This window comes from Amycolatopsis sp. NPDC005961 (assembly GCF_040629235.1).
Classification (GTDB): Bacteria; Actinomycetota; Actinomycetes; order Mycobacteriales; family Pseudonocardiaceae; genus Amycolatopsis; species Amycolatopsis camponoti.
The window spans coordinates 15115-38790 of sequence record NZ_JBEXVF010000066.1 but is presented as its reverse complement, the minus strand read 5'-3'; the positions used below and the strand labels follow the sequence as shown (position 1 = coordinate 38790).

General features: G+C 72.0%; 25 protein-coding genes. 18 read left to right on the top strand and 7 right to left on the bottom strand.

Translation table 11 applies throughout. The features are described from left to right. The first annotated feature begins 12 nt into the window (after window positions 1-12). Entirely contained in the window at window positions 13-426 is a 414-nt protein-coding gene (locus ABZ342_RS39060) for a RidA family protein (protein ID WP_360484199.1), read from the top strand. On the opposite strand, the gene ABZ342_RS39055 is transcribed toward ABZ342_RS39060, so the two are convergent. Further along, window positions 395-793, bottom strand: coding sequence for a hypothetical protein (locus ABZ342_RS39055; RefSeq protein ID WP_360484196.1), 399 nt, complete (start codon window positions 791-793; stop codon window positions 395-397). The genes ABZ342_RS39060 and ABZ342_RS39055 overlap by 32 nt on opposite strands. Before the next feature lie 49 nt (window positions 794-842). Beyond that, window positions 843-1685: a PaaX family transcriptional regulator C-terminal domain-containing protein gene (locus tag ABZ342_RS39050; protein WP_360484193.1), complete on the bottom strand. Its 843-nt coding sequence runs from the start codon at window positions 1683-1685 to the stop codon at window positions 843-845. 52 nt (window positions 1686-1737) lie between these two features. On the opposite strand from ABZ342_RS39050, the gene ABZ342_RS39045 reads away from it, so the two are divergent. The 3 genes from ABZ342_RS39045 (at window position 1738) to ABZ342_RS39035 (ending at window position 3537) form a co-directional block, all read left to right on the top strand. Then, window positions 1738-2412 carry a GNAT family N-acetyltransferase gene (locus tag ABZ342_RS39045; RefSeq protein WP_360484190.1) on the top strand — a complete coding sequence of 225 codons (675 nt, stop codon included), beginning with the start codon at window positions 1738-1740 and terminating at the stop codon, window positions 2410-2412. Between the two features lie 44 nt (window positions 2413-2456). Continuing rightward, window positions 2457-3116, top strand: coding sequence for a hypothetical protein (locus tag ABZ342_RS39040; RefSeq protein ID WP_360484187.1), 660 nt, complete (start codon window positions 2457-2459; stop codon window positions 3114-3116). Window positions 3117-3177: 61 nt separating this feature from the next. Continuing rightward, complete coding sequence (locus ABZ342_RS39035) at window positions 3178-3537, top strand: PLDc N-terminal domain-containing protein (protein ID WP_155540797.1); 360 nt, start codon at window positions 3178-3180, stop codon at window positions 3535-3537. A gap of 1 nt (window position 3538) precedes the next feature. Here ABZ342_RS39035 and ABZ342_RS39030 read toward each other — a convergent pair whose 3' ends face one another. Further along, on the bottom strand, window positions 3539-4003 hold the full coding sequence (locus ABZ342_RS39030; RefSeq protein WP_360484184.1) for a MarR family winged helix-turn-helix transcriptional regulator: 465 nt from the start codon (window positions 4001-4003) through the stop codon (window positions 3539-3541). Between the two features lie 105 nt (window positions 4004-4108). On the opposite strand from ABZ342_RS39030, the gene ABZ342_RS39025 reads away from it, so the two are divergent. After that, window positions 4109-4531, top strand: coding sequence for a nitroreductase family deazaflavin-dependent oxidoreductase (locus ABZ342_RS39025; protein ID WP_155540799.1), 423 nt, complete (start codon window positions 4109-4111; stop codon window positions 4529-4531). Between the two features lie 3 nt (window positions 4532-4534). Here ABZ342_RS39025 and ABZ342_RS39020 read toward each other — a convergent pair whose 3' ends face one another. After that, window positions 4535-5800, bottom strand: coding sequence for an FAD-binding oxidoreductase (locus ABZ342_RS39020; protein WP_360484181.1), 1266 nt, complete (start codon window positions 5798-5800; stop codon window positions 4535-4537). A gap of 70 nt (window positions 5801-5870) precedes the next feature. Between ABZ342_RS39020 and ABZ342_RS39015 the strand changes: the two genes are divergently transcribed. From ABZ342_RS39015 to ligD, 4 genes are read left to right on the top strand one after another with little or no spacing between them, the layout of a single operon-like run. Next, window positions 5871-6749 carry a LysR family transcriptional regulator gene (locus ABZ342_RS39015; RefSeq protein ID WP_360484178.1) on the top strand — a complete coding sequence of 293 codons (879 nt, stop codon included), beginning with the start codon at window positions 5871-5873 and terminating at the stop codon, window positions 6747-6749. 32 nt (window positions 6750-6781) lie between these two features. Beyond that, complete coding sequence (locus tag ABZ342_RS39010; RefSeq protein WP_360484175.1) at window positions 6782-7579, top strand: oxygenase MpaB family protein; 798 nt, start codon at window positions 6782-6784, stop codon at window positions 7577-7579. A 49-nt stretch (window positions 7580-7628) separates the two neighbouring features. Continuing rightward, a complete protein-coding gene (locus ABZ342_RS39005; RefSeq protein ID WP_360484172.1) occupies window positions 7629-9188 on the top strand; it encodes a hypothetical protein in 1560 nt (519 codons plus the stop codon). Between the two features lie 38 nt (window positions 9189-9226). Continuing rightward, window positions 9227-10183, top strand: coding sequence for a non-homologous end-joining DNA ligase (ligD, locus tag ABZ342_RS39000; RefSeq protein WP_360484169.1), 957 nt, complete (start codon window positions 9227-9229; stop codon window positions 10181-10183). Here ligD and ABZ342_RS38995 read toward each other — a convergent pair. Continuing rightward, a complete protein-coding gene (locus tag ABZ342_RS38995; RefSeq protein WP_360484166.1) occupies window positions 10180-10938 on the bottom strand; it encodes a CDP-alcohol phosphatidyltransferase family protein in 759 nt (252 codons plus the stop codon). The two genes, ligD and ABZ342_RS38995, sit on opposite strands and share 4 nt — an antisense overlap. Before the next feature lie 78 nt (window positions 10939-11016). Here ABZ342_RS38995 and ABZ342_RS38990 point away from each other — a divergent pair, with 78 nt between their 5' ends. From ABZ342_RS38990 to ribA, 6 genes are read left to right on the top strand one after another with little or no spacing between them, the layout of a single operon-like run. Continuing rightward, window positions 11017-11979, top strand: coding sequence for a zinc-binding alcohol dehydrogenase (locus tag ABZ342_RS38990; protein ID WP_360484163.1), 963 nt, complete (start codon window positions 11017-11019; stop codon window positions 11977-11979). Window positions 11980-12010: 31 nt separating this feature from the next. Continuing rightward, window positions 12011-12409 (top strand): 6-carboxytetrahydropterin synthase, encoded by a 399-nt coding sequence (locus ABZ342_RS38985; protein ID WP_155540806.1) that lies wholly within the window; start codon window positions 12011-12013, stop codon window positions 12407-12409. After that, the gene (locus ABZ342_RS38980; protein ID WP_360484160.1) at window positions 12406-13473 is read left to right on the top strand and encodes a glycosyltransferase family 4 protein; all 1068 of its coding nucleotides are present in this window, start codon (window positions 12406-12408) and stop codon (window positions 13471-13473) included. The genes ABZ342_RS38985 and ABZ342_RS38980 overlap by 4 nt, the downstream gene beginning before the upstream one ends. Continuing rightward, complete coding sequence (locus ABZ342_RS38975; protein ID WP_360484157.1) at window positions 13470-14330, top strand: class I SAM-dependent methyltransferase; 861 nt, start codon at window positions 13470-13472, stop codon at window positions 14328-14330. Before ABZ342_RS38980 ends, ABZ342_RS38975 begins: the two co-directional genes overlap by 4 nt. After that, entirely contained in the window at window positions 14327-15343 is a 1017-nt protein-coding gene (locus ABZ342_RS38970) for a lysylphosphatidylglycerol synthase transmembrane domain-containing protein (RefSeq protein ID WP_360484154.1), read from the top strand. The genes ABZ342_RS38975 and ABZ342_RS38970 overlap by 4 nt, the downstream gene beginning before the upstream one ends. Beyond that, a complete protein-coding gene (ribA, locus tag ABZ342_RS38965; protein WP_196425144.1) occupies window positions 15343-16002 on the top strand; it encodes a GTP cyclohydrolase II in 660 nt (219 codons plus the stop codon). The genes ABZ342_RS38970 and ribA overlap by 1 nt, the downstream gene beginning before the upstream one ends. On the opposite strand, the gene ABZ342_RS38960 is transcribed toward ribA, so the two are convergent. After that, window positions 15991-16689 carry a creatininase family protein gene (locus ABZ342_RS38960; protein ID WP_360484151.1) on the bottom strand — a complete coding sequence of 233 codons (699 nt, stop codon included), beginning with the start codon at window positions 16687-16689 and terminating at the stop codon, window positions 15991-15993. The genes ribA and ABZ342_RS38960 overlap by 12 nt on opposite strands. Before the next feature lie 29 nt (window positions 16690-16718). On the opposite strand from ABZ342_RS38960, the gene ABZ342_RS38955 reads away from it, so the two are divergent. From ABZ342_RS38955 to ABZ342_RS38945, 3 genes are all read left to right on the top strand, one after another. Further along, window positions 16719-17519: an inositol monophosphatase family protein gene (locus ABZ342_RS38955; protein WP_360484148.1), complete on the top strand. Its 801-nt coding sequence runs from the start codon at window positions 16719-16721 to the stop codon at window positions 17517-17519. 137 nt (window positions 17520-17656) lie between these two features. Next, window positions 17657-19141: a protein kinase gene (locus tag ABZ342_RS38950; RefSeq protein WP_360484145.1), complete on the top strand. Its 1485-nt coding sequence runs from the start codon at window positions 17657-17659 to the stop codon at window positions 19139-19141. A 120-nt stretch (window positions 19142-19261) separates the two neighbouring features. Continuing rightward, on the top strand, window positions 19262-20320 hold the full coding sequence (locus tag ABZ342_RS38945; RefSeq protein ID WP_360484142.1) for a glycosyltransferase: 1059 nt from the start codon (window positions 19262-19264) through the stop codon (window positions 20318-20320). A gap of 72 nt (window positions 20321-20392) precedes the next feature. On the opposite strand, the gene ABZ342_RS38940 is transcribed toward ABZ342_RS38945, so the two are convergent. Beyond that, window positions 20393-23638 carry a GH92 family glycosyl hydrolase gene (locus tag ABZ342_RS38940; RefSeq protein WP_360484139.1) on the bottom strand — a complete coding sequence of 1082 codons (3246 nt, stop codon included), beginning with the start codon at window positions 23636-23638 and terminating at the stop codon, window positions 20393-20395. Window positions 23639-23676: the final 38 nt, after the last annotated feature.

Below are 23676 nucleotides of genomic sequence, written 5' to 3'. Positions count from 1 at the left end.
ACGGTGTCCCGCATGGAACGCATCAACCCGCCGGAGCTGGGCAAGCCGTCCGGGTTCTCGCACGCGGTGGTGGCCGAAGGCCGCGTCGTCTTCCTGGCCGGGCAGACGGCGCTGGACGCGTCGAACAAGATCGTCGGCGACGGCGTGGTCGCGCAGTTCGAGCGCGCGCTCGGCAACCTGCTGACGTCCCTGCGCGCGGCGGGCGGTTCCCCGTCGGACCTGTGCAGCGTGACGATCTACATCGTCGACATGGCGGACTACCGAGCCCACGCGCGCGAGATCGGCGCGGTCTGGAAGCGCCTCGCGGGCACGGAGTACCCGGCGATGGCCGGCATCGGCGTCTCCCGGCTCTGGGACGAGGAGGCCTTGGTCGAGGTGCAGGGGTTCGCGGTCGTCAGCCGAAGCTCTCTTCCAAGCGGGTCATGATCGACTGCAGGAGGCCGGCGGCGTAGGAGCGGTCTTTGAGCGGCAACTCGACGTTCTGAACCACTGCGCAAAGGCGGACGATCAGCTGCTGCACTACCCCCATCGCCGCTTGCAGCGGGGAACACTCATGGTCGGCTAGAAGGTGCCAATGGGGGGAGGGCCCGTCGTTGGTGACCTCTCGGAAATGCCAGCCGTGGCCGGAGTTCGTCACCTCGCCGATCACTTCGAGGCCGAGGTGGAACCGGACCACGGTCGGCCCGTCGGTGAACGGGGGCATCCAGGGTTGGGTGAAACTCGCGACCTGATGGACGACTTCGCGAAAGGCCTGCAAGTTCTGGAGTTCCGGCTGTCCGTTGACGAGCGGCATCGACGCCTCCACGAGTCCTGGAGCCGACCAGCGTATCCCGGCTGATTCGTCAGCCGAAGCTGATCGACTTCGCGACGTACGCCCGGGCCGGGCCCTCCAGCTTCGCGTGCAGCTCGAAGAACAGCTCGGCCGCGCGGATTCCCGACCAGCCGGGAGGCAGGAACTCCGCCGGCAGGCCGGGGTCGAGGTACGGCATCCGCCGCCAGCCGGTCAGGACCCGGACGTAGTCGGCGAACGCCTGCTCGTCGGTCACGGACTCGCGGCGCAGCGCGGGGCCGTGCTCGTCGAGGAACGTCGTGTACAGCTCGTCGAGCCGGTCGAGGTCCCACCAGTCGCGGACCTTCGCCCGGACGTCGCCGAAGTCCAGGTGGTCGGCGCGGAACAGGTCGGCGTACCCGGCCAGGCCGAGCCGGGTCAGCGCCTCGGCGGTCGCGGCGTGCAGGTGCGCCGGGGCGATCCAGACGCCGGACGCGGCCGTGCCGAAGCCCATCCGGGCGAGCTGGGTGCGCAGGAGGTGGCGCTTGTGCCGCTCGGTCTCCGGCACCGAAAACACCGCGAGCAGCCAGCCGTCGGCCGCGGTCGCGCGCCCGCGGCGGAAGATCCGCTCGTCGCCCTCGCGCAGGATCTCGCGCGCGTCGGCGGACAGCTCGTAACCGGCCGTCGCGCCGCGGCGCACCGCTTCCAGGATCCCGCGCCGCTTCAGGCGCGAGATCGACGAGCGCACCGCGGGCTCGTCGACGCCGACGGCGGCCAGCAGGTCGATCAGCGAGGCGACCGAAAGCCACCCGCCCTCGGTGCGCGAATAGAGGCCGTACACCGTCACGATGAGCTGGCGAGGCTGGGCCGCACGGCCGGAGCCGTCCAGTTCGGTTGCCTCGGGTACGGCCGTCATCGGGCCACAATATCGCGTCCCCTGTCGATCGCTCCGCTACGATTTCGCCGCGATGCTGCCAGCCACCAAGGGGATCTTCGACCGGCTCACCCGCCGCGGCCGTCTGATGACCAAACGGACCTGCGACCGGCAGGGCCACGTGCTGCGCGACGGGCGGTTCCTGTTCCGGACGCCGACCGCGTGGGAGTACGCCGCCGCGGTCGCCTGCGGCAGCGACCCGGCCGCCCAGCGCTGGCTCGGCTGGCAGCGCGACTCGATCGTCGCCCGGGGCGCGCGGGCGGACGCGCTGCGCGTCGTGCCCGGCACCGGCCCGGATTGGGAGTCGCCCGACCCGCAGTCGATCGACCTGGTGATGATCGACGTCGAGGCCAACCGGTGCGTCGGCCTGGTGAGCGTGCACACCGGCGAAGACGGCGGCCCGGAGACCGGCGGCTACCTCGCGCCGGACTACCGTGGCCGCGGCAACGGCCGGGTGCTGTTCGCCGCCGGGCTGACCCTGGCGCACGAGCACCTCGGCCTCCCGCGGGTGCGGGCCGGCGCCGAGGTCGGCAACGTCGCGAGCGCGCGTTCGCTGCTGGCCGCGGGACTCGCCCGTGTCGCCGGCCCGCCGACGTACCGGCTGCCGGACGGGCGCGAGACCGAGGCGTGGTGGTTCCAGCACGCCGTCCCGCGGACCACGCGCTGCGGTGGTCCGCAGGCGACGTGGTTCCCTGCCTCGCTGCTCTAGAAGCTTCGGCCGCTGCCGACGTTTCCCGTGGCTACCGTCGCCGCATGACTTCGCTTTCCGCTCCGGTTCCGCCGGTGCCCACTGATGTCGTTCCCGGGAGCGTCGCCTGGTTGCGGGCTTCGGTCGGCCGGTTCAGCAATGGTCCCGACCACGCTCGCCGTCGCTCGCTGGCCGTGTCCGCGTTGGCTTCGGTCGAGCCGGAAGTGCTGCGGCGCAAGGCATCCGAAACGACCGGCGGCGACGCTCGCCTGATCGTCGTCGAGGTGCTGGCGGGGGAGCTGGGCCTGCCGGTGGTGGCGTCGGACGTCGTGGCGGTCGCGGCCGCCTACCACCCGCACGTGACGTCGTCCGCGGAAGCCGAAGCGGCCTTGGGGCGGCTGGTCACGGCGTGCGGGGGCACCACGGACGAACTTGTCGCCGCGCGGATCGGCCTGCTGGTCCAGGCCTGCGAAGCCACCGCCAAGCTGATCGGCACCGCGGTTCCGTTGGTGCGGGCGGGAAAGCCGCTGGAGGAGGCGGTGGCGGAAGTGCTGCGCGCGGACCCGCCGGTGGCCCACACCCGGCGCCGGGTGGGCGGCGAGGACGTCCTGGTGCCGCTGGCCGGGACGCCGTTCGGCGCGGGCCGGCGCGAGTGCCCGGGGCCGGCGCACGCGATCGCGCTGGCGATCGGCGTGCTCACGGCGATGCGGGCGACCCGCGGCTGACCCGGCGGCGGGTTCTGCTACTACTTACCGCGTTCATCTTCTTGGGGGAAGGCGCGCGCGCATGCTGTATTTCGACGGTCTGCTGGGCATCGTCACGCTCGGCTTGTGGATCTTCTGCCTGGTCGACGTGATCACGACGGACGAGTCGTCCTGCCGCAACCTGCCGAAGGGGCTGTGGCTGCTCGTCGTGCTGGTGCTGCCGCTGGTCGGGTCGATCATCTGGCTGGTCGCGGGCCGGCCGCAGCAGGTGGTGCGGGCGCGCGGCCCGTACGAGCGCAACGCCCCGGCGTACCCGGAGTACGACCGCCCCGGCCGGTTCGCGGCCGGCCGTCCGGACGACGACGAGGAATTCCTCCGCAAGTGCCGCGAGCGCGCGGAGGCTCAGCGGAAACTGGCCAGGGACAAGCGGACCGAGGACTGAGCTAGCAGGCGGGACCCTCGCAGGTCCCGTGTTCGTAGGCTTCCAGCGTCGAGATCACCAGCCGGCGCTCGGCCGGCGTCAACGGCGCCAGCGCGTTGCTCCACGCCTGGGCGCCGCGCGCCAGCCACGCGTCGACCGCCGGGCGCCGCTCCGGCGTGATGCTCACGATCGTCCGGCGGCGGTCCGCCGGGTCCTCGTCGCGGTTCAGCACGCCCTGACGGCTGAGGTCGCCGACCATCAGGCTCGCCGTCGTCGGGGCGACCTCCAGACGGCCGGCCAGCTCGGTGACCGTCATCGGGCCGTCGAACAGCAGGATCGACAGCAACGACAGGTGCCGCGGCGCGAGCGCGCAGCCGTTCAGCTCCTCGGGGACCGGCGTCCGCTTCGCGCGGCCGACCAGGCGCGGCATCAGCAGCAGGAGCCGGCGCACGCCGTCGTCGAGGCTCAACCCGGGCTCCGTTGACACCGCCTGCCTCCCCTCGGTAACTTTGTTTGCAAAGCAAACGCTTCTCGATGTCTCGAGCCTACCTCGGGACACGAACGAGCGTACCGGCCAGAAACAGGGGATCCCATGACAGCGCCAGCCGACATGAACGCATTCAACAACCAGGTCGTCGAGGAGTTCCGGGCCAACGACGGCGTGGTGACGGGCATGTTCGAGGGCAAGAACGTGCTCCTGCTCACCACGGTCGGCGCGAAGAGCGGGCAGGAGCGCCTGTCGCCGCTGGTCTACACCCGTGACGGCGACCGCCTCGTCATCGCCGCGTCCATGGGCGGCGCGCCGAAGAACCCGGCCTGGTTCCACAACCTCGTCGCCAACCCGAAGGTCACCGTCGAGGTCGGCAGCGAGAAGTTCGAGGCCACGGCCACCGTGATCGAAGACCGCGCCGAGCGTGACCGCCTCTACGCCGGCATGGTCGCGCACGCCGAGGGCTTCGCCGACTACGAGACGAAGACGACGCGGGTCATCCCGATCGTCGTCCTCGAGCGCTGACGGTCAGCCGAACCGCCCCGCCGGGTCGTACTTCGCCTTGAGCTGCTTCAGCCGGGCGCGGTCCCCGGCGGGGAAGGCCGTCGCCAGTTCCCCGGCCGAGTGTTCGCCGTAGAGGAACGGCAGCAGCCGGCCCGTGGACCACGGCGCCAGCGCGTCGAACAGCTTCGCGTGCGCCCGGCGGATCGTCTCGACGTCGTCCTCGACGACCGACAGCGCCCGCACCACGAACTCCGCCTTCGAGTCCCAGTCGACGCCCTCGGCCGGACGGCGGGCCAGTTCGCCGCCGAGACGGTCGATGATCAGCACCGTCTCCGAGTCCGCGTGCTCGACGATCGACGCCAGCATCGCGTCGTTCAAGACCTCCACCGTCGCGTTCGTCCCGTGGTACGGGTGCGGGTGCGGCGGATCGCTCGCGATCGACCCGGAATCCGTGTACGGCAACCGCTTCAGGGTGTCCAGCAGCACCGGCGCGGCGGCCCGCAGCGGCTGGACGAGCTGGTCGCCGTCGTCGCCGAGGTAGGCGATCCGGACGTTCGCGACGTGCTTCCCGCGGATCGGCTCCGGCAGGAACGGCAGGTCGGGCAGCCCGACCACGGCAATCGACGTCGTCAGCTCGTCGGGCGCGGCCACCGCCCACGTCCGCCACGCGCGCAGCACCGCGGGCAGGTCCGCCGCGTCGAAGTACAGCCCGCCGCCGTACAGCTCGGTCACCTCGACGAGGCCGAACTCCAGCGCCGTCACGACGCCGAAGCCGGCGCGGCCGCCGAGCAGGGCCCAGAACAGGTCGTCCCCGGGCGTCACGGTGCGGAGGTCGCCGTCGGCGGTGACGACGTCGATCGCGCGCACGTGGTCGGCCGCGCGGCCGAACCGCCGCGCCATCAGGCCGAAGCCGCCGCTGAGCGTGTAGCCGACGACGCCGACGTCGGGCGATGAGCCGCTCAGCGGGGCGAGTCCGTGCTGAGCGGCGGCCTCGATCACCGCGCCCCAGCGGACCCCGGCTTCGACTCGCGCGGTTCTGGCGCCCGCGTCGATCTCGATCCCGGTCAACCGGCGGGTGCTGATCAGGAGGCCGTCAGTACCGGCGGTCAAGCCGTGTCCGGTGGCCTGGACGGCGACCGGCAACTCGTGCTCGGCGGCGTACTTCACGGCGGCGACGACGTCGTCCGCGTTCTCGGGGGCGAAGACCACCGCGGGTTGCGTGGCCACGGACGTCTGGAAGCCGGCGATCTCTTCGGCGTAACCGTCTTCGCCGGGTCGGAATGTCTGCATGTCTCCAGCTTCGGGCCGCGATGATCAGAAGTCCAAGATCTGGTTTGTCTGGTCGCTAGAATCATTGCTTATGGAACTGCACCAGCTCGCGTACTTCGTCGCGGTCGCCGAGGAAGGCAACTTCACGCGCGCGGCGGAACGGCTGCACGTCGCCCAGCCCGGGGTGAGCGCGCAGGTCCGGCGGCTGGAGCGCGAGCTGGGGCAGGAGCTGCTGGACCGTTCGGGCCGCACGGTCCGGCTCACCGACGTCGGCGCCGCGGCACTGCCCCACGCACGGGCGGCGCTCGCGGCGGTGAAGGGGGTGCGCGAAGCCGTCGACGAGCTGGCCGGGCTGGTCCGCGGCCAGGTCGCGATCGGCGCGGTGACGTCGGCGGGGCCGGTCCGGCTGCCGGACTTGCTGGCGCGCTTCCACGAGCGCTACCCGGCGGTCGAGATCACGCTGTCCGAGGCCAACTCGGACACGATGCTGACGGCCCTGCGCGAAGGCCGGCTCGACCTGGCGGTGGTCGGGTTGTCGACGGATCCCCCGTCCGGCATCGCGACGCAGGTGCTGGTCGACGAGCCGTTCGTGGCGGTGACCTCGGGTTTGCTGGCCGACCGTGCCGAGGTCGCGATCGCGGACCTGGCGGGGGTGCCGCTGATGGCGCTGCCGAAGGGGACGGGCCTGCGCACGGCGCTGGACGCGGCGTTCGTGAGAGAGGGGCTGACACCGCGGATCGCGTTCGAGGCGGCGGACCCGAACGTCCTGGTGCAGCTGGCGATGCGCGGGCTCGGGGTGGCGGTGGTGCCGGAGTCGCTGGGCCGCTACCACGAGGGGGAGCTGCGGGTGGTGACGATCGCGGGGCCGGGGTTGCGCGGGGTGCTGGCATTGGCGTGGCGCACGGACGGCCCGCTGAGCCCGGCGGCGCGGGCGCTGATCGCCTTCGCCCGAGGCAACTACCGCTCTTGACATCTCGTCAACAGCGTCGTTCCCTGGAAGATGTGACCGAAACCGCGCTCCAGGACGCTGTCGTCGGGGCTGGGCTGCTGGCCGGTACGGCGAACGTGATCATGCAGCTCTCCCGCGCGCCCGTCGGGTATGGCGTGGTCGAAAGCCGCGTCGACAGCGGCAACCTCTTCCGGCACCCGGTGAAGCGGACGCGGACCACCCTCACCTACCTCGCCGTCGCCAGCATGGGGACCGACGCCGAGCGGGCCGCGTACCGGCGCGGCGTCAACGAGGCCCACGCCCAGGTGCACTCGAGGGACGGCAGCCCCGTCGCCTACAACGCCTTTGACACCGATCTCCAGCTGTGGGTCGCGGCCTGCCTCTACAAGGGCTTCGAAGACGTCCACCTCGCGTTCGTCGGCGGCGAACCGGGCAGCTTCTACCGCGACGCCGCCAAGCTCGGCACCACGCTGCAGGTCCAGCCCGGGATGTGGCCGCCCGACCGCGCGGCCTTCGAGGACTACTGGGCCGCCGGGCTCGCCGAGGTCAGCGTCGACGACACCGTCCGCCGCTACCTCACCGATCTCGTCGACCTGCGGTTCCTGCACCCGGTGGTCGCCGTGCCGGGGCGCCGGTTCCACCGGTTCGTCACCACCGGCTTCCTCCCGCAGCGCTTCCGCGACGAGATGCGCCTGCCCTGGACCGACACCGACCAGCGCCGGTTCGACGCTCTCCTCACCGCGCTCGGCCGGGTCACCCGCGTGCTGCCCGCCGCGGTCCGGCGGTTCCCCTTCAACCTCTGCCTCTGGGACCTGCGCCGCCGGCTGCGCACCGGGCGTCCGCTGGTCTGAGGTTCCCCCGTTAGAGTGGCGGCTCGGCACAGCCACCCGAGGGGACTCCATGACGGCGATCGAGACCGGCGTCGCGTCCGAAGAGGGCACCCGGCGCGCACCGCTGATCGTGGTGTCCGCAGTCCTCGTGGCCGTCTTCCTCGTCGGCGCCTGGGCCGCCTGGTTCCTCACCATCGACGACGCGTTCATCAGCTTCCGCTACTCGGCGAACCTCGCGGCCGGGCACGGCCCGGTGTGGAACGTCGACGGGCCGCGCGTCGAGGGCTTCACGAACTTCGCCTGGGTCGTCTGGTCGGGGCTCGGCGCCTGGCTGGGGCTGGCGCTGCCGCTGTTCGCCAAGGTGACGTCGCTGCTGCTCGGCCTGGCCACGCTGTACCTGCTGATCCGCGAAGGCCACCGCCGCGCCGGGCTCACCGGTGTCCTGGTCGGCGCCGGCGCGTACGTCGTGTTCCTGCCGACGTACTTCCACATCACCGCCGGGCTCGAAACGGCCGCGTTCGCCGCGGTGCTGCTGCGCGTCGTCGTGCTCGGGCTGCGCGTGCTCGCGAACGAGCCGGTGCGGACGTGGGAGCCGCCGGCGCTGCTGCTCCTGCTCGGCATGCTGCGCCCGGAAGGCGTGCTGGCCGCGCTGCCGGTCTTCCTCGTGTGGTTCGTGCGCGAACGCGGTTCGAAGCGCTGGGCGTGGACCCTCGCCGCGGTCGTCGTCGGCGCCGCGTACTTCGTGTGGCGCTGGCGCTTCTACGGCCAGCTGCTCCCGAACACCTTCTACGTCAAGTTCGGCAACCTCGACTCCGGCTGGATCTGGACGAAGCACACGACCGTGCTGCTCCTCCCGCTCCTGCTGCTGACGCTTTCGCTGGTGTTCCGCAAGGCCACGCGGGCGGTGGGCGGGCTCCTGGTGGCCACCGTCGCGGTCACGTACCTGACGTACGCGGTCTCCGGCCCGACCATGGACTACCTCGACCGCTTCGCCGACCACGCGTTTCCCGTCCTCTGCCTGGGCGCCGGGATCGCGGTGGGGACGCTGGCCCAGCGCGTTGCCGGTGCCGTGCTCGGGCTGGTGGCCGTCGGCTGGTCGGCCGTCGCCGGCGTCAGCTCGCCCGAGCTGGGACTGATCGCCAACTACGGACCGGACCTGCAGCGCGCGCACGTCGCGATCGGCAAGGGACTGGCCGAGGCCGACGTCCCGGTGCCGGCGCGCAGCGTCGCCGTCACCGATGCCGGGGCGATCCCGTACTACAGCGGCTGGACCTCGATCGACTACATCGGCCTCAACGACCCGGAGATCGCGCACGGCGCCGACCCGACGGAAGTGGTGATGCGACGGCGGCCGACGGTGCTCGTCGTGACGTCCGTGGGACCGCAGCCGGTGGGCAAGCGCTACGGCTTCGACGCGGCCCGGGCGACCGCCGGCTACGAGCAGGTCGCCTCCGTCGAGATGCGGGCCGGGTACTGGCAGGACATCTTCGTCCTGCCGCAGTACGCGGGGACGGTCGGCGAGCACGTCCGGCAGCGCGCCGACGCCGCCCGGCAGGTCAACGATCCGAACCGGCCCGAGGCGACCGTCGGCCGCTGGCTCGACCGGCTCCGCGGCCAGCTGCCCTTCTGAGAGTTGACCGCGTCCCGCGGGGGCGCAAGGGTGGGCCGATGAGCAGCGACGAGGTTCGCCACGGCGTCAAGCTGAGCAGTCTGGACCAGGAGGTCTTCCCCGGCGCCGGGGTGACCAAGCGGGAGTGGCTCGACTACCTCGAAGCCGTCGCCGACCGGATGCTCCCCGAACTGCGGGACCGGCTGCTGACCGTGCTGCGGGTCCTGCGCGGTCAGGGGCCGTTCATGCAGAAGAACCTGCCGAAGTACACCCCGGACTGGGTCGAGCGGGTCAGCGTGTGGGCCGAGACGTCCAAACGGGACGTCTCCTACGCGCTGTGCAACGACCTCCGCACCCTGATCTGGTTCGGCAACCAGCGGGCGATCGAGTTCCACACGTCCCTCTACCGCGGCGACCCGAGCCACGGCCCGACGCACCTGATCCTCGACCTGGACCCGCCGGAGGACGGGGCGTTCTCCCTGGCCATCGGCGCCGCGAAGCTGGTGCGCGAAGCGTTGCGCAACGACGGGCTCGACGGCGCCGTGAAGACGAGCGGCTCCAAGGGTGTCCACGTCTTCGTGCCGCTCGCGCCGGGGCAGTCGACCGAGGACATCGCGGCCGCCACTCGGGCCGTCGCGGCCCGTGCCGAGCGCATCGACCCGTCGCTGGGGACGACCGAGTTCGTCAAGGACCGCCGTGCGGGCAAGGTGTTCCTGGATTCGACCCGGGCGGGCGGCGCGACGGTGGTGTCGGTGTACAGCCCCCGCCACCGCCCGGGCGCGCCGGTGTCGTTCCCGGTTGCGTGGGCCGACCTCGACGGCGTCAAGCCCGCGGACTTCACGGTGCACACCGTGCCGGACCTGCTCGGCGGCGGTGACCCGTGGACCGGGGAGATGCCGGAGCCGTTCGTGCTGCCGGACGACCTGGTGGCGGAGGGGCACACGATCCCGATCGCCCGGGTGGTGGCGATGCACGAGGGCAAGCGCCGAGCCCGGGCGGCCCGCGAGTCGGGCTAAGCCGCCTGGTTGTGCCCGCGCCAGCTGGGCCCGTGCGGCCGCCGGAGCGTCGCGCGGGTGATCTCGACGATCCGGCCCGGCTCCGCCTGCACGCGGTGGCGGGCCAGCCAGACCGTGTCCCGGCCGAACGACCACACCAGCGACGCCAGCGCCGCCACGACCAACGCGAACGAGAGAGCCCAGGGAAGCAAACCGGACACCGCGACCAGGAGCACGACACCCTGCACCGCGGCCACCGTCTTCCGGGCCATGCTCGGGTACAGCGGCGCCGTCAACCACGGCAACGCCCACGACGCGGCCACGAACGCGTACCGCATCAGGCCGATCGCCAGCACCCACAGCCCCAAGGTCCGGGACACCTGGATGCACAGCAGCAGGATCAGGAACGCGTCGACCTCCATGTCGAACCGCGCCCCGAACTCCGACGCCGTGCCCGTGCGGCGGGCGACCTGGCCGTCGAAGCCGTCCATCGCCAGCGCGACCGCGACGATCCCGACGAGCCACCACAGCTGGTGGCCGCCGGCCGCGATCAGCTCGGCCGCGCAGCCCACCAGGACCGCGCGGGCGAACGTGATCCAGTCCGCCGGGCCGAACGCGCCACGGCCGCTGCGCCGCAGGCCCCAGCCCGTCAGCAACACCAGCGCCAAGCCGTACGCGAGCCCGGTCGCCACGGCGAGGACACCGCTCGCGAAGGCCCCGGCGGCGAGCACCGACATCGGGGCCACCGAGCGTAGGAGAACCTCGTTCTTGATCATCTTTTACTCCGCGAATCGGCACGGCTGCTCATAAGGTGGCGGCGACACCAGCCTCCGGTCGCCTGCAAGGGAGAACACGTGGAACAGGCTTTCTGGGTTCAAAGCCCCGGCGAAGGCGCCCTCCGCCCGGTGACCCTGCGCGAGCCGGAACCCGGCGAAGTCCTCGTCCGCACGCTCTTCTCCGGCGTCTCCCGCGGCACCGAAACCCTGGTCTTCCGCGGCGGCGTCCCGGCGAACCAGCACGACGTAATGCGCGCGCCGTTCCAGGAGGGCGAGTTCCCCGGCCCGGTCAAGTACGGCTACCTCAACGTCGGTGTCGTCGAGCAGGGCCCGGCCGACCTCAAGGGCAAGACCGTCTTCTGCCTCTACCCGCACCAGACCGCGTACGTCGTCCCCGCGAGCGCCGTGACGCCGGTGCCGGACGCCGTCCCGCCCGGCCGCGCGATCCTCGCCGGGACCGTCGAGACCGCGGTCAACGCCGTCTGGGACGCGAAGCCGAAGCTCGGCGACCGGATCGCGGTGATCGGCGCCGGCATGGTCGGCTGCAGTGTCGCCAAGCTGCTGCAGGGCTTCCCGGCCACGCGCGTGCAGCTGATCGACGTCGACCCTTCGCGGGCCGGGATCGCCGACGCCCTCGGGGTCGACTTCTCGACGCCGGAAGCCGCGAAAGACGGCTGCGACCTGGTCGTGCACGCGAGCGCGTCCGAAGCGGGGCTCGCGAAGGCGCTGGAGCTTCTCGCGCCGGAAGGGACGGTCGTCGAGCTGTCCTGGTACGGCGACCGCCGGGTGAGCGTGCCGCTCGGCGAGAACTTCCATTCGCGACGGTTGACGATCCGCAGCAGCCAGGTCGGGACGGTCGCGCGGCCCGACCGGGACTACGCCCAGCGGCTCGGCCTCGCCCTCGAGCTGCTCGCCGATCCGGCCTTCGAAGCACTGGTCAGCGGCGAGTGCGTGTTTGAAGATCTTCCGTCCGTGCTACCCAGGTTGGCCACGAATGAACTTTCCGCCCTCTGCCTCCGTGTCATGTATCAGCCGCAGTGACCACGTCCACCCGAACGCATCGGAGGTCTTGGTGTTCAGCATCACCGTCCGTGACCACGTGATGGTCGCCCACAGCTTCCGCGGAGAAGTCTTCGGACCCGCGCAACGCCTGCACGGCGCGACCTTCGTGGTGGATGCGACCTTCCGCCGCGCCGAGCTCGACGAGGACAACATCGTCGTCGACATCGGCAAGGCCACGGAAGAGCTCGGGGCGGTGCTGAGCGACCTGAACTACCGCAACCTCGACGACGAGCCGGAGTTCAAGGGCATCAACACCTCCACCGAGTTCCTCGCGAAGGTCGTCGCCGACCGCCTCGCCGACGCCGTCCACGCCGGACGCCTCGGCGAAGGCGCGCGCGGCCTCGAAGGCATCGCCGTCTCGCTGAAGGAATCGCACGTCGCCTGGGCGAGTTACGAGCGTGCGCTGTGAACAGCCTCTACGTGATCCTCCCCGGGGACGTCGACGACGCGTCCGTCCCGAGTGGAGGCAACACCTACGACCGCCGGATGTGCGACCGGCTCGCCGACGCCGGCCTCGACGTCCACGAGATCGCCGTCTCCGGCTCCTGGCCGCGCCCGGACACCGAGGCCCGCGCGGTCCTCGGTCACCTGCTTTCCGCGCTGCCCACCGGGTCCGCGGTGCTGCTCGACGGCCTGGTCGCCTGTGGCGTGCCCGAGGTCGTCGTCCCGCAGGCGCGTCGGCTGTCGCTCTCGGTGCTGGTGCACCTGCCGCTGGCCGACGAGACCGGCCTGCCGCCCGCGCTGGCCGCCGAGCTCGACGCCCTCGAGCGCGAAACGCTGCGGGCCGCGAGCTCGGTCGTCGCGACCAGCGAGTGGGCCGCGCGCCGGCTGGTGAGCCACCACGGTCTCGCCCCGCACCGCGTGCACGCCGTGCCGCCCGGCGTCGACCCGGCACCGCCGGCCATCGGCACCGACGGCATGTCGCGCCTGGTCTGCGTGGCCAACGTGACCCCGCGCAAGGGCCAGGGCGTGCTCGCCCAGGCCCTGGAAACCGTCGCCGACCTGCGCTGGACCTGCGAATGCGTCGGCGGGATCCGGCGCGAGACGAAGTACGTCGAGCGGCTGCGCGAGCACCGGCTCGGCGCCCGCTTCACCCTCACCGGCCCCCGCACCGGCGCGGCGCTGGCCGCGACCTACCACTCCGCCGACCTGCTCGTGCTGCCCTCGCGCGGCGAGACGTTCGGCATGGTCGTCACCGAGGCCCTCGCCCGGGGCGTGCCGGTGCTGACCACCAACGTCGACGCGCTGCCCGACACCGTCGGCGTCGCGCCGGACGGCTCGGTGCCCGGGATGCTCGTGCCCGGCGACGACGTCGAAGCGCTCGGCACCGCCCTGCGCCGCTGGCTCACCGAGCCGGACCTGCGGACGCGGCTGCGCGCCTCGGCGAAGCTGCGCCGCGAGACGCTGACCGGCTGGGACGACACGGCCCGCCGGATCGCCGAAATCCTGCAGCGGCAGGAGGCGGCGGCATGAGTGAGCTCGCGAGCGAATCGGTCAGCGCTGCCGCGTTCGCCCCGGACTGGCTGTACCTGCGGGAACCCGCCGACGCCACCGCCCGCGCCGCAGAGCTGCTGGACCCGCTTCGCGACTTCCTCCCGGAGCACGAAGACGTCGTCATCCGCGACCTGGGCTGCGGCACCGGCTCGCTCGGCCGCTGGCTGGCCGCCCGGCTGCCCGGCCCCCAGCACTGGATCCTGCACGACGAGGACGCCGAGCTGCTCACCCACGCCCGCACCTCCCTACCGTCCACCGCGCTGGACAGCAGCCCCATCGACGTCGTCGCCGAGCAGCAGGACGTCACCGCGCTGCGCGCCGCCGACCTCGCCGGGACGTCGCTGGTCACCGCGTCCGCCCTGCTCGATCTGCTGACCGAAGCCGAGGTCACGGCGCTGGCCAGGGCGATCGTCGAGGCGGGCTGCGCGGCGCTGCTGATGCTCTCGGTGACCGGCCGGGTGGAACTGTCGCCCGCCGACCCGCTCGACGCCGCCCTCTCGTCCTCCTTCAACGCCCACCAGCGCCGGCTCACCGGCGGCCGGCGGCTGCTCGGCCCCACCGCGGTGGACGTCGCGGCGACCGCGTTCGGCCGGCTCGGCGCCACGGTCGTGCGCGCCGAGAGCGCCTGGCGGCTCGGGCCCGACCAGGCCGAACTGCAGCGGCAGTGGCTCGAGGGGTGGGTCGGCGCCGCCGTCGAGCAGCTGCCCGAGCTGCGCCCGGCCGCCGACGTCTACCTGCAGCGCCGGCTCGAGATGGCCGAGGCCGGCGAGCTGCACGCGGTGATCCACCACGGCGACCTGCTGGTCCTGCCGCCGAGCCTGGAGGTGGCGGCGTGAAGCGCGCACTGGCCTGGCTGCGGATCTTCGGTGCTTTCGCCATCCTCGGCGTTCTCGTCTGGCAGCTCGGCAGCGCCGCCTTCCTCGACGGCCTCGGCCGGATCAACACGCCCGGCGTGCTCGCCGCGCTGGTCATCGGCTTCGCGACGACGCTGTTCAGCGCCGGTCGCTGGCAGATCGTCGCCACCCGGCTCGGCCTGCGGCTTTCCCTGCGGACCGCGGTCGCCGACTACTACCGCGCGCTGTTCCTCAACGGCGTGCTGCCCGCGGGCGTCCTCGGCGACGTCCACCGCGCGGTGCAGCACGGCCGCGACTCCGGCGACGTGCCGCGCGGCGTGCGCGCCGTCGTCCTGGAGCGCACCGCCGGCCAGCTCGTGCTGATCGCGTCCGCGGTCGCCGTCGTGCTGGTGTCGCCGGACGTCGTTCCCGGCGCGTTCCGCGAGGTCGTGACGATCACCGGGGTGGTCGTCGTGCTGGCCGTGGTCGCCGCGATCGTCGCCGGGCGCGTGTTCGGCGGGCGCTGGATCCACAGCCCGTCGAAGGTCCGGCGCGGCTTCGCCGTCACGCTCGCCGACCTGCGGCTCGGCCTGTTCACCCGGGAGACCTGGCCCGGCGTGGGCTTCCTGTCGGTCGCGACGCTGGCGGGGCACCTGGCGCTGTTCGTCGTCGCCGCCCGCGTGGCCGGCGTGGACGCGCCGGTCGGGCAGCTCGTGCCGCTGATGATCCTCGCGCTGCTCGCGATGGGTCTCCCGCTCAACGTCGGCGGCTTCGGCCCGCGCGAGGGCGTCTGCGCCCTGCTCTTCGGCGCGGCCGGTCTGGGCGCCGCCCAAGGTGTCACCGTCGCTGTGGTCTACGGCGTGCTCACGCTCGTCGCGAGCCTGCCCGGCGCCGGTGTCCTGCTCGTCCGGAGCGTCGCCGGGTTCCGCGTGACCCGCGCTCCGCACACCGGTGTCGTGCTCGCCCCGCGCATGGCGGCCGGCACCGGGATCGAATCGGAAGTGGGGTTCAAGTAATGACCGCGAGCGACGTCAGTGATCTTGCCGGGGGTCTGCCGCACCGGCCCGTGGTCGAGCGGGTCGTCGACACCCGGCTGCCGACCCGGCACGGGACCTTCCGCGCGGTCGGCTACCTCGACCGCGCCGGGACCGAGCAGGTCGCGCTGGTCCACGGCGAGATCAGCGAGCTGGGCACGCTGACCCGCGTGCACAGCGAGTGCCTGACCGGCGACGTCCTCGCCTCGACGCACTGCGAATGCGGCGAGCAGTTGGCGGCGGCGCTGGACCGGATCGTCGAAGAGGGCTCGGGCGTGCTGGTCTACGTCCGGGGCCACGAGGGCCGCGGCATCGGCCTGCTCGCGAAGCTCAAGGCGATGCGGCTGCAGGACGAGGGTCTCGACACGGTCGACGCGAACGTGGCGCTCGGCCTGCCGGTCGACGCCCGCGACTACCACGCGGCGGCGGGCATCCTGCAGGACCTGGGGGTCCGGTCGGTGCGGCTGCTGTCGAACAACCCGAGCAAGGTCGAACAGCTCACGCGCTACGGAATCCGGATCAGCGAGCAGGTTCCGCTGCTGGTTCCGCCGAATCCCGAGAGCCTGCGGTACTTGCGGACCAAGGCGGAACGGATGGACCACCTGCTCCCGCACCTGGGCCAGGCGTTCTCAGGCGCCTAGCACCTCGAGCACGCCGGCGAAGCGCTGGACCAGCGTGTCCAGCACGACGTGGCCCTTCGCGGCGGTCGCCAGCGAAGGACGGCCGACCACCCCCGACTCCGTGTAGGACCGCAGGCCCAGCGTCAGCAGGTGCTCCCGGTCGGTGACGTGGTCGGCCGTCTCGTGGCCGGGCCGCACGAGGTGCGGGTGCGCGTGCAGCAGGATCGACGTCTCCAGCTCGCCGGCGTGCATGTCGTCGTCCAGCGACGTCCGGAGGCCGGCCGCGGTGTGCGCGGCCTGCCAGTCGGCGACGCCGGGGAACAACGCCATCGCGCCGGCGGCCTCTTGGACCACATTGGACAGTACGTAGTTGCCGCCGTGCCCGTTGACCAGGACGAGCCGCCCGACCCCGGACGCCTTCAGTGACGCGGCGACATCGGTGATCACCGCGTGCAACGTTCGCGCGGAGATGCTCACCGTGCCGGTCCACGCCGCGTGCTCGTGCGAGCACGAGATCGTGATCGGCGGCAGGTGGAGCACGGGGTAGGCGCCGGAGATGGCCTTCGCGAGGGTCGCCGCGATGACCGTGTCGGTCGCCAGGGGCAGGTGCGCGCCGTGCTGCTCGAAGCTGCCGACCGGCAGCACCGCGACCGCCGCGCCCCGCTGCTGCTCGTCGGCCGTGGTCGAGAGCGGGAAGAGATCGGTCACGGGTACGTCCCTTCACTAGGTTGGAAGTCATGAGCGAGCATGCCGCACTACTCGACGTCGCGCGCGAAGCCGTGGCGAAGGCGACGGAGATCGTCCGGTCGCGCCCGACTTTTTCCGTTTCCGCGAAAGGTGATCGCGACCTGGTGACCGACGTCGACACGGCGGTCGAGGACGCGCTGCGGGAGTTCCTCACGGCCGAGACGCCGGAGATCGGCGTACTCGGCGAGGAGCGCGGCCGCACCGGCGACGGCGGCGGCCGCTGGTGGGCGCTCGACCCGATCGACGGCACCGCGAACTTCGCCCGCGGAATTCCGCTCTGCGGGATTTCCCTGGCCCTGGTGGACGGCGAGCACAGCACGGTCGCCGCGATCGCCCTGCCGTACCTCGGTGTCACGTACACCGCTTCGCGCGGCGAAGGTGCTTTCGCGAACGGAGAGCGTGTCGGCGCGTCCGTCGCGACGGAAATGTCGGACGCCATGATCGCCGTCGGTGACTTCGCGATCGGCCGTCTGGCGGAACAGAAGAACGCGACGCGCCTGCGGCTGCTGTCCGACCTCGGCGCGCGGGCGCAGAAGATCCGGATGCTCGGCACCGCGGCGATCGACCTCGCCTGGGTGGCGGACGGAAAGCTCGACGCCGCACTGATCCTGTCCAACAACCCGTGGGACACCATGGCCGGTGTGCTGCTCGTGCGCGAGGCCGGCGGGGCCGTCGTGGACCGCGACGGCAGCGAGCACACGGTCGGTTCGTCGTCGACGATCGCCGTCGGTGCCGGTCTGCGCAAAGAGATTCTGGACGCACTTGATCGGGCGTACGGGGTTGTTCGTTAGGATTCCGGGTACCCCGTGGGCAGCGCCACAGCGCGCGATTGCGCTGTCCGTCCGAGGTTTTCGGTTACGTTGGTACCGGCCGGCGGATGATCCTGGCATGCTGGCCGGATCTCGCAGGCACGTACGGAGAATGGTGGATGCTCGTGGAAAGTCGCCGGATCCGCGATCGGTACCGGCTGCTCGAGCCGATCGGCGGCGGGGCGATGGGCACGGTGTGGCGGGCCCAGGACGAAATGCTCGGCCGCACCGTGGCGATCAAGGAACTCCTGCTGCCGCACGACCACGACGAGCACCGCACCGAAGAGGCGAAGAACCGCGCGATGCGCGAGGCGCGGATCGCCGCCCGGCTGCAGCATTCCCACGCGATCACGGTGTTCGCCGTCCTCGAGGAAGAGGACCGGCCGTGGTTGATCATGGAGTACCTGCCGTCGAAGAGCTTCGCCGTGCTGATCGGCGAAGAACCGGCCTCGGTCGACGACGCCATCCGCGTCGGCGCGCAGATCAGCTCGGCGCTGGCCGGCGCGCACCGCGCCGGGATCGTGCACCGCGACGTGAAGCCGGCCAACATCCTGGTCTCCGACGACGGCACGGCGAAGATCACCGACTTCGGCATCTCCCGCGCGATCGGTGACGTCAAGCTCACCGCCACCGGCGAGATCGCCGGCACGCCCGCGTACCTCGCGCCCGAGGTGGCCCGCGGCGAGGACGCGGACTTCGCCGCCGACGTCTTCTCGCTCGGCGCCACGCTCTACGCCGCCGTCGAGGGCCAGCCGCCGTACGGCACGGCGGACAACCCGATCGCCTTGCTCTACAAGGCCTCCAGCGGGGAGATCGAGCCGCCCACCAAGGCGGAGCGGCTGACCCCGCTGCTGCTGCGGATGCTCGCAACCGATCCGGCCGAGCGGCCGTCGATGGACGAGGTGGAGCAGGAGCTGCGAGCGCTGCTGACGGACGCGGAGCCGGGCGAGTCGGTCCTCGCGGCGACGGTCCCCGAGGCCGAGGTCGCCGACGTGCCGGCCGCGGTGCCGACCGTCCCGGCCACCGTCGCCGTGCCGCCGGCCGGCGAAGTCGCCACCGTGTCGCCGGGTGCGCGCAAGGGCATGATCGCGGTCGGGGCGGGAGCGGCGCTGCTGTGCGTCGCGGTCGTCGTCGCGATCCTGCTGGTCGTGCGGCAGAAGGCGCCGACGGACACCGCGGCCCCGCCGCCCGCGACGCAGCCATCGACCTCGGCGTCCGTGACACCTCCGCCATCGGCGTCACCTTCGCCGTCGCCTTCCCCGACCCCGTCGACCACGGCGCCCTCCACTTCGACGCCGGTCTCGCCGGTGTCCGCGACGACGAGCGCCGCGGACGCGCTCTCGGCCTACTACCGGCTGTTGCCCGGCAACCTGCCGGCGGCGTGGAACCTCCTGACGGACAACTTCAAGGCTTCCCGGCACCAGACGTACGACTCGTACAAGAGCTTCTGGAGCCGGTACAAGTCGGTGAACGCGACCAACGTGAAGGACGCCGGCCCCGGCAAGGTGACCGCGACCGTCCTCTACGACGGTGGCAAGGCCGAGACCGACACCTTCACGATGGTCCAGGTGAAGGGCGTTTGGATGATTGACTCCCAAGGCTGAACCGTCTCGCCTCCGGCCGCGTGTGACAGATGAGCCGTCATCGTCGTCGACCGCGCCGGAGGTAGCCGTGTCCCGTCCCACCGTCCTGCCCCGGCCCGCGCGATGAGGCCCGCCGACCCGATGGTGTTCATCCTCCCGGCCGCGCCGCCGGGGAGCGACACGTACGACAAGCGCATGTGCCAGAACCTGCCCGCCGTCGGGCAGCCGGTGCTGGAGCTGCCGATGGCCGGCGACTGGCCGGAGCCCGACGCGACGTCCCGGCGTCGCCTGGCCAGATCCCTGGCTGCCCTGCCGGACCGGACGGTGGTGCTGCTCGACGGCGTGATCGCGTCGGGCGTGCCCGAGATCGTCGTGCCGCACGCGCGCCGGCTGCGGCTGGCCGTGCTGGTGCACCAGGCCCTGGCCGACGAGCCGGGCCTCGACCCGTCACACGCGGCGGAGCTGGACGCGTGCGAGCGCGAGACGCTGCGGATGGCCGGGATGGTCGTCGCGACGAGCCCGTGGCTCGCCCGCCTGCTGATCGACCGCCACGACCTGGACCCTGGCCGCGTCTACGTGGCCAAGCCGGGCACGGACGCGGCGCCGCTCGCCGCGGGCGCGGACGGCGTCTCCCGGCTGCTGTGCGTCGGCGACGTCAGCCGCCGCAACGGCCAGGACCTGCTGGTCCAGGCCCTCGGCGAGGTGGATCACCTCGCGCTGTCCTGCGTCATGGCCGGCTCACTGGAGGCCGACCGGGGTTACGTCGACGAGCTCGGCTGGTCCATCGAACGGCTCGGCCTCGGCGGCCGCATAACGTTGGCGGGCGACGCGGTCGACCTCAACGCGGCGTACAACGCGGCGGATTTGCTGGTGATCTCGGCCCGCGCGGCGACGTCCGGCATGTTTGTAGCGCAGGCACTGGCCCGCGGCATCCCGGTACTGGCCACCGAGGTCGGCGGGGTGTACGACGCACTGGGCGTGGATGCCGACGGCGAGATGCCGGGGTTGCTGGTGCCACCGAACGACCCGTTCGCGCTGGCGGACGCGCTGCACCGCTGGTACGCGGACCCGGAGCTGCGCCGGTCTTTGAGAACGGCGGCGCTGGGCCGGGGCAGCGCACTGGAGGAGTGGGAGTCCGCGGCCCGGCGCTTGACGCAAGCGCTGTCGAAGTTGGCTTCCGAGCCCCGCATCGTCGCCTGACCGCGCTTCTCCGAAAGACGTCGAAGGCCCCCTTGCCGGCACCTTGAGCCGGCAAGGGGGCCTTCGCACTGCTCAGACCAGGGTGAGCGCGTAGATCTCGACCCGCGGATCGTTCGGCAGGCTCACCGACTGCAGCGTCTTCCCGCCGTCCAAGGTCGCCGATACCCCGAACAGCCGGACCGGCGGCCCGTCGACTCCGCTGCCCGCCTTGATGCGGTGCGGCATGTCGAGCACGACCGATGACCCCGAGCCCGCCCAGTCGGCGAACGTCACGGCGAGGTCGGCGCTCGTGCCGTCGGTGTAGTGCGCCGTCAGGGTTGTCGACACCGGGCCGTTGTGCGAGGCCCCGACGAGCCGCAGCGCGCCGTGCTGACCCGCCGGGAGCAGCAGTGACTGCCCACGGGCCTCCACGAAGTTGGGCGAAGTCCCCGAAGCGTCCGGAGCCGCGTACGTCACGCCGTCCCAGGTCACCGGGCCGGCCGCGGGCAGCAGCGAAGCGTCGTAGCTCCAGCCGCCGCCGTCGAAGTTGCCCTCCATGGACGCCTCGACCGTCGCCGTGCCGTCGTGGTTGTAGTCGCGGCCCAGGTCGACCGCGCACTGCGTACCCGGCGAAGCACACGCCGACGGCGTCCGGACCTCGACCGTCGCCGACCGGGACACGCTGTTCGCGCCCAGCCCGGACACCTTGACCTGCACCGCGTACGTCCCCGGCGCGGTCCCCGCCGGCACGGTCACCGTGATCGGCACCGTCTTCTGCACCGGCAGCCGTCCCGACCAGATCAGGTCGACCGGCTGGACCTTCGCCTTCCACCCGGCCGGCGCGGTGACGGAGACCGTCACCGGCTGCAGGGCCGGGTTCTGCGCGAGGACGTCCAGGTCGAGGTGCACCTGCTGCGCCGCCCCCGCCGGGATCACCACGGACGACTGCCGCAGCGACGCGTCGACGTGCCGCCGCAGGTCACCGACGGCGTTGTTCACCGACGGCGGCTCGGCACTGGCGGATGTCCCCCACGAGGAGGGCTTCGACCCGAGCTTGTGGTTCAAGACGCCGCCGTGCGCCAGGGAAGACCAATCAAGGGACGTCTGCCGGACGTCCCGGCCGTTGAGCGACACGCTCTGGACGTACCGGTTCGCGTCGGAAGCCCCCGGCGCGTTCACGGTCAGCGTGCCACCCTGCGACCGGCCGTACTGTCCGATCCGGACGGTCGCCGACTCGAACTGCGGGCTCGACACCGCGAGGAAGTTCGCGCCGCTCATCGTCGGGTACAGCCCGAGCGAGGAGAAGACGTACCAGGCGGACATCGTGCCGAGGTCGTCGTTGCCGGTCATGCCGTCCGGGCCGGTGGTGAACAGCGTCATCGCCGCGCGGACGACGGTCGCGGTCTTCGCCGGCGCGCCGACCCAGTTGTACATGTACGGCGCGAGCAGGTCGGGCTCGTTGTTCGGGTTGTACGTCGGCTTGCCGTAGTAGTCGTACGGGCTGGCGATCCAGTCGTTGCGCGCGGTGCCCGCCGGATCCTGCAACAGCTTGTCGTAGGCGAAGAACGAGTCGAGCCGCTTCTGCGTCGCGGGCTTGCCGCCCATCAGCGAGACGAGCCCGGCCGGGTCCTGCGGCACGAGCCACTGGTACTGGTACGCGCCGCCTTCGTGGAACTGGTGGTCGGCGTCGACCGGGTTGTACGGCGTGAGGAACGTGCCCTCGGTCGTGCGCGGGCGGAACTGCTGCGTGGCCGAGTCCCACAAATTGCGGTACCACTGGCCGCGGTCGGCGAACATCCGCGCGTCGGCCTGGTGGCCGAGCCCGCGGGCCATCAGCGCGAGCGCCGCGTCGGCCGCCGAGTACTCCATGGTCGCGGACGCCGGGTGCTCGCAGTCGTTGTCGCCGCCCTTGGCCGCGCAGTCCTTGCCCAGCTCGAGGCCGCTCGGGATGTACCCGCGGTCGTTGTAGTAGGTGACGCCGGAACGGCCGTTGTACGGCGAGTCGGCGGGCGGCGTGCTCGTCGCGTTCTTCTTGAGCAGCGCGTACGCCTCTTCTTCGTGCCCGGCGAGCAGGCCCTTCGACCACGCTTCGACGAGGAACGGCGTCACCGGGTCGCCGGTCATGATGTTGGTTTCGCTCTCGGCCAGCGCCCAGCGCGGCAGCCACCCGCCGTCCCGCCCGATGGCCACGACCGACAGCGCGACGTCCCGCGCGACCTGCGGTTCGAGCATTTCGAGCAGCTGGTTCTGCGGCCGGTAGGTGTCCCAGAGCGAGAAGTTCTGGTACGGCGTGTACCCGCTCGCGGTGTGCACCTTGCCGTCGAAGCCGGTGTACGCGCCGTCGGTGTCGCCGGCCAGGTTCGGGTGCAGCTGCGCGTGGTAGAGCGCGGTGTAGAACGCCGTCTGCCGCTCGGTCGTGCCGCCGCCGATCTTGATGGCGCCGAGCCGGTCGGCCCACTGCTGGTGCAGCGCCGCCCGCGTCGCGTCGAAGTCGAAGTTCGAAGTCTCCGCCGCCAGGTTCTTCCGCGCGCCGTCGAGCCCCGTGTAGGACAGGCCGACCTTGAGCACGACGTCGTGGTCGGTGCTCGCGTCGAAGCTGGCCCAGGCGCCGTTGCCGCCAGTGCCCGCGGCGTCGCGGCTGCCCGGCGTGCGCGTCGAGTCGCGCCAGGTGCCGTACGAGCTGAACGGGCGGTCGAAGGTGGCGGTGAAGTAGACGGTGTGCTCGTCGTGGCCGGCGCAGAACCCGCCGGCGCGGACGCGGCCTTCGAGGGTCCGGTCGCCGACGACGTGGATCTCGGAGTCCTTCACCGACTGGTTGGCCTGGCCGGTGTTGAACAGGACGTTCGCCTGCCCGGTCGAGGGGAAGGTGTAGCGCTGCCAGCCGGTGCGCGCGGTTGCGGTCAGCTCGGCGTTCACGCCGTACTTCTTGAGGCCGACGCGGTAGTAGCCGGGCTCGGCGTGCTCGTCGTCGTGGCTGTATTCGGACCTGTACGCGTTTTTGTCAACGTTGTCGACGGCGCCGGTGGTGGGCATGATCGGCAGCTCGCCCATCACGCCGCAGCCGACGCCGGACAGGTGCGTCTGGCTGAAGCCGTAGATCGCGTTCTGCAGGTAGTCGTAGCCGCCCTGACCGCCGGTGTCCGGGCTGACCTGCACCATTCCGAACGGCGCGCTCGCGCCGGGGAACGTGTTGCCGAAGTTCTGCGTGCCGACGAACGGGTTGACCAGGCTCACCGGATCCGCGCTCGGCGGGGCGGCTTCCGCCACGGCCGGCGCCAGCCCGGTGACGACCACCCCCACGGCCACCGCGGCGGCCAGCCGTCTGCTCTGCGACCACATGGGCGCACCTCTCAGGAGATGACAACGTTGTCAGAACC

Excerpts from the sequence above, each read along its gene's own strand:
- ABZ342_RS39060 (WP_360484199.1), top strand. The coding sequence starts at position 13 with ATGGAACGCATCAACCCGCCGGAGCTGGGCAAGCCGTCCGGGTTCTCG.
- ABZ342_RS39055 (WP_360484196.1), bottom strand. The coding sequence starts at position 793 with ATGCCGCTCGTCAACGGACAGCCGGAACTCCAGAACTTGCAGGCCTTT.
- ABZ342_RS39050 (WP_360484193.1), bottom strand. The coding sequence starts at position 1,685 with ATGACGGCCGTACCCGAGGCAACCGAACTGGACGGCTCCGGCCGTGCG.
- ABZ342_RS39045 (WP_360484190.1), top strand. The coding sequence starts at position 1,738 with ATGCTGCCAGCCACCAAGGGGATCTTCGACCGGCTCACCCGCCGCGGC.
- ABZ342_RS39040 (WP_360484187.1), top strand. The coding sequence starts at position 2,457 with ATGACTTCGCTTTCCGCTCCGGTTCCGCCGGTGCCCACTGATGTCGTT.
- ABZ342_RS39035 (WP_155540797.1), top strand. The coding sequence starts at position 3,178 with ATGCTGTATTTCGACGGTCTGCTGGGCATCGTCACGCTCGGCTTGTGG.
- ABZ342_RS39025 (WP_155540799.1), top strand. The coding sequence starts at position 4,109 with ATGACAGCGCCAGCCGACATGAACGCATTCAACAACCAGGTCGTCGAG.
- ABZ342_RS39020 (WP_360484181.1), bottom strand. The coding sequence starts at position 5,800 with ATGCAGACATTCCGACCCGGCGAAGACGGTTACGCCGAAGAGATCGCC.
- ABZ342_RS39015 (WP_360484178.1), top strand. The coding sequence starts at position 5,871 with ATGGAACTGCACCAGCTCGCGTACTTCGTCGCGGTCGCCGAGGAAGGC.
- ABZ342_RS39005 (WP_360484172.1), top strand. The coding sequence starts at position 7,629 with ATGACGGCGATCGAGACCGGCGTCGCGTCCGAAGAGGGCACCCGGCGC.
- ligD (WP_360484169.1), top strand. The coding sequence starts at position 9,227 with ATGAGCAGCGACGAGGTTCGCCACGGCGTCAAGCTGAGCAGTCTGGAC.
- ABZ342_RS38995 (WP_360484166.1), bottom strand. The coding sequence starts at position 10,938 with ATGATCAAGAACGAGGTTCTCCTACGCTCGGTGGCCCCGATGTCGGTG.
- ABZ342_RS38975 (WP_360484157.1), top strand. The coding sequence starts at position 13,470 with ATGAGTGAGCTCGCGAGCGAATCGGTCAGCGCTGCCGCGTTCGCCCCG.
- ribA (WP_196425144.1), top strand. The coding sequence starts at position 15,343 with ATGACCGCGAGCGACGTCAGTGATCTTGCCGGGGGTCTGCCGCACCGG.
- ABZ342_RS38955 (WP_360484148.1), top strand. The coding sequence starts at position 16,719 with ATGAGCGAGCATGCCGCACTACTCGACGTCGCGCGCGAAGCCGTGGCG.
- ABZ342_RS38950 (WP_360484145.1), top strand. The coding sequence starts at position 17,657 with ATGCTCGTGGAAAGTCGCCGGATCCGCGATCGGTACCGGCTGCTCGAG.
- ABZ342_RS38945 (WP_360484142.1), top strand. The coding sequence starts at position 19,262 with ATGGTGTTCATCCTCCCGGCCGCGCCGCCGGGGAGCGACACGTACGAC.
- ABZ342_RS38940 (WP_360484139.1), bottom strand. The coding sequence starts at position 23,638 with ATGTGGTCGCAGAGCAGACGGCTGGCCGCCGCGGTGGCCGTGGGGGTG.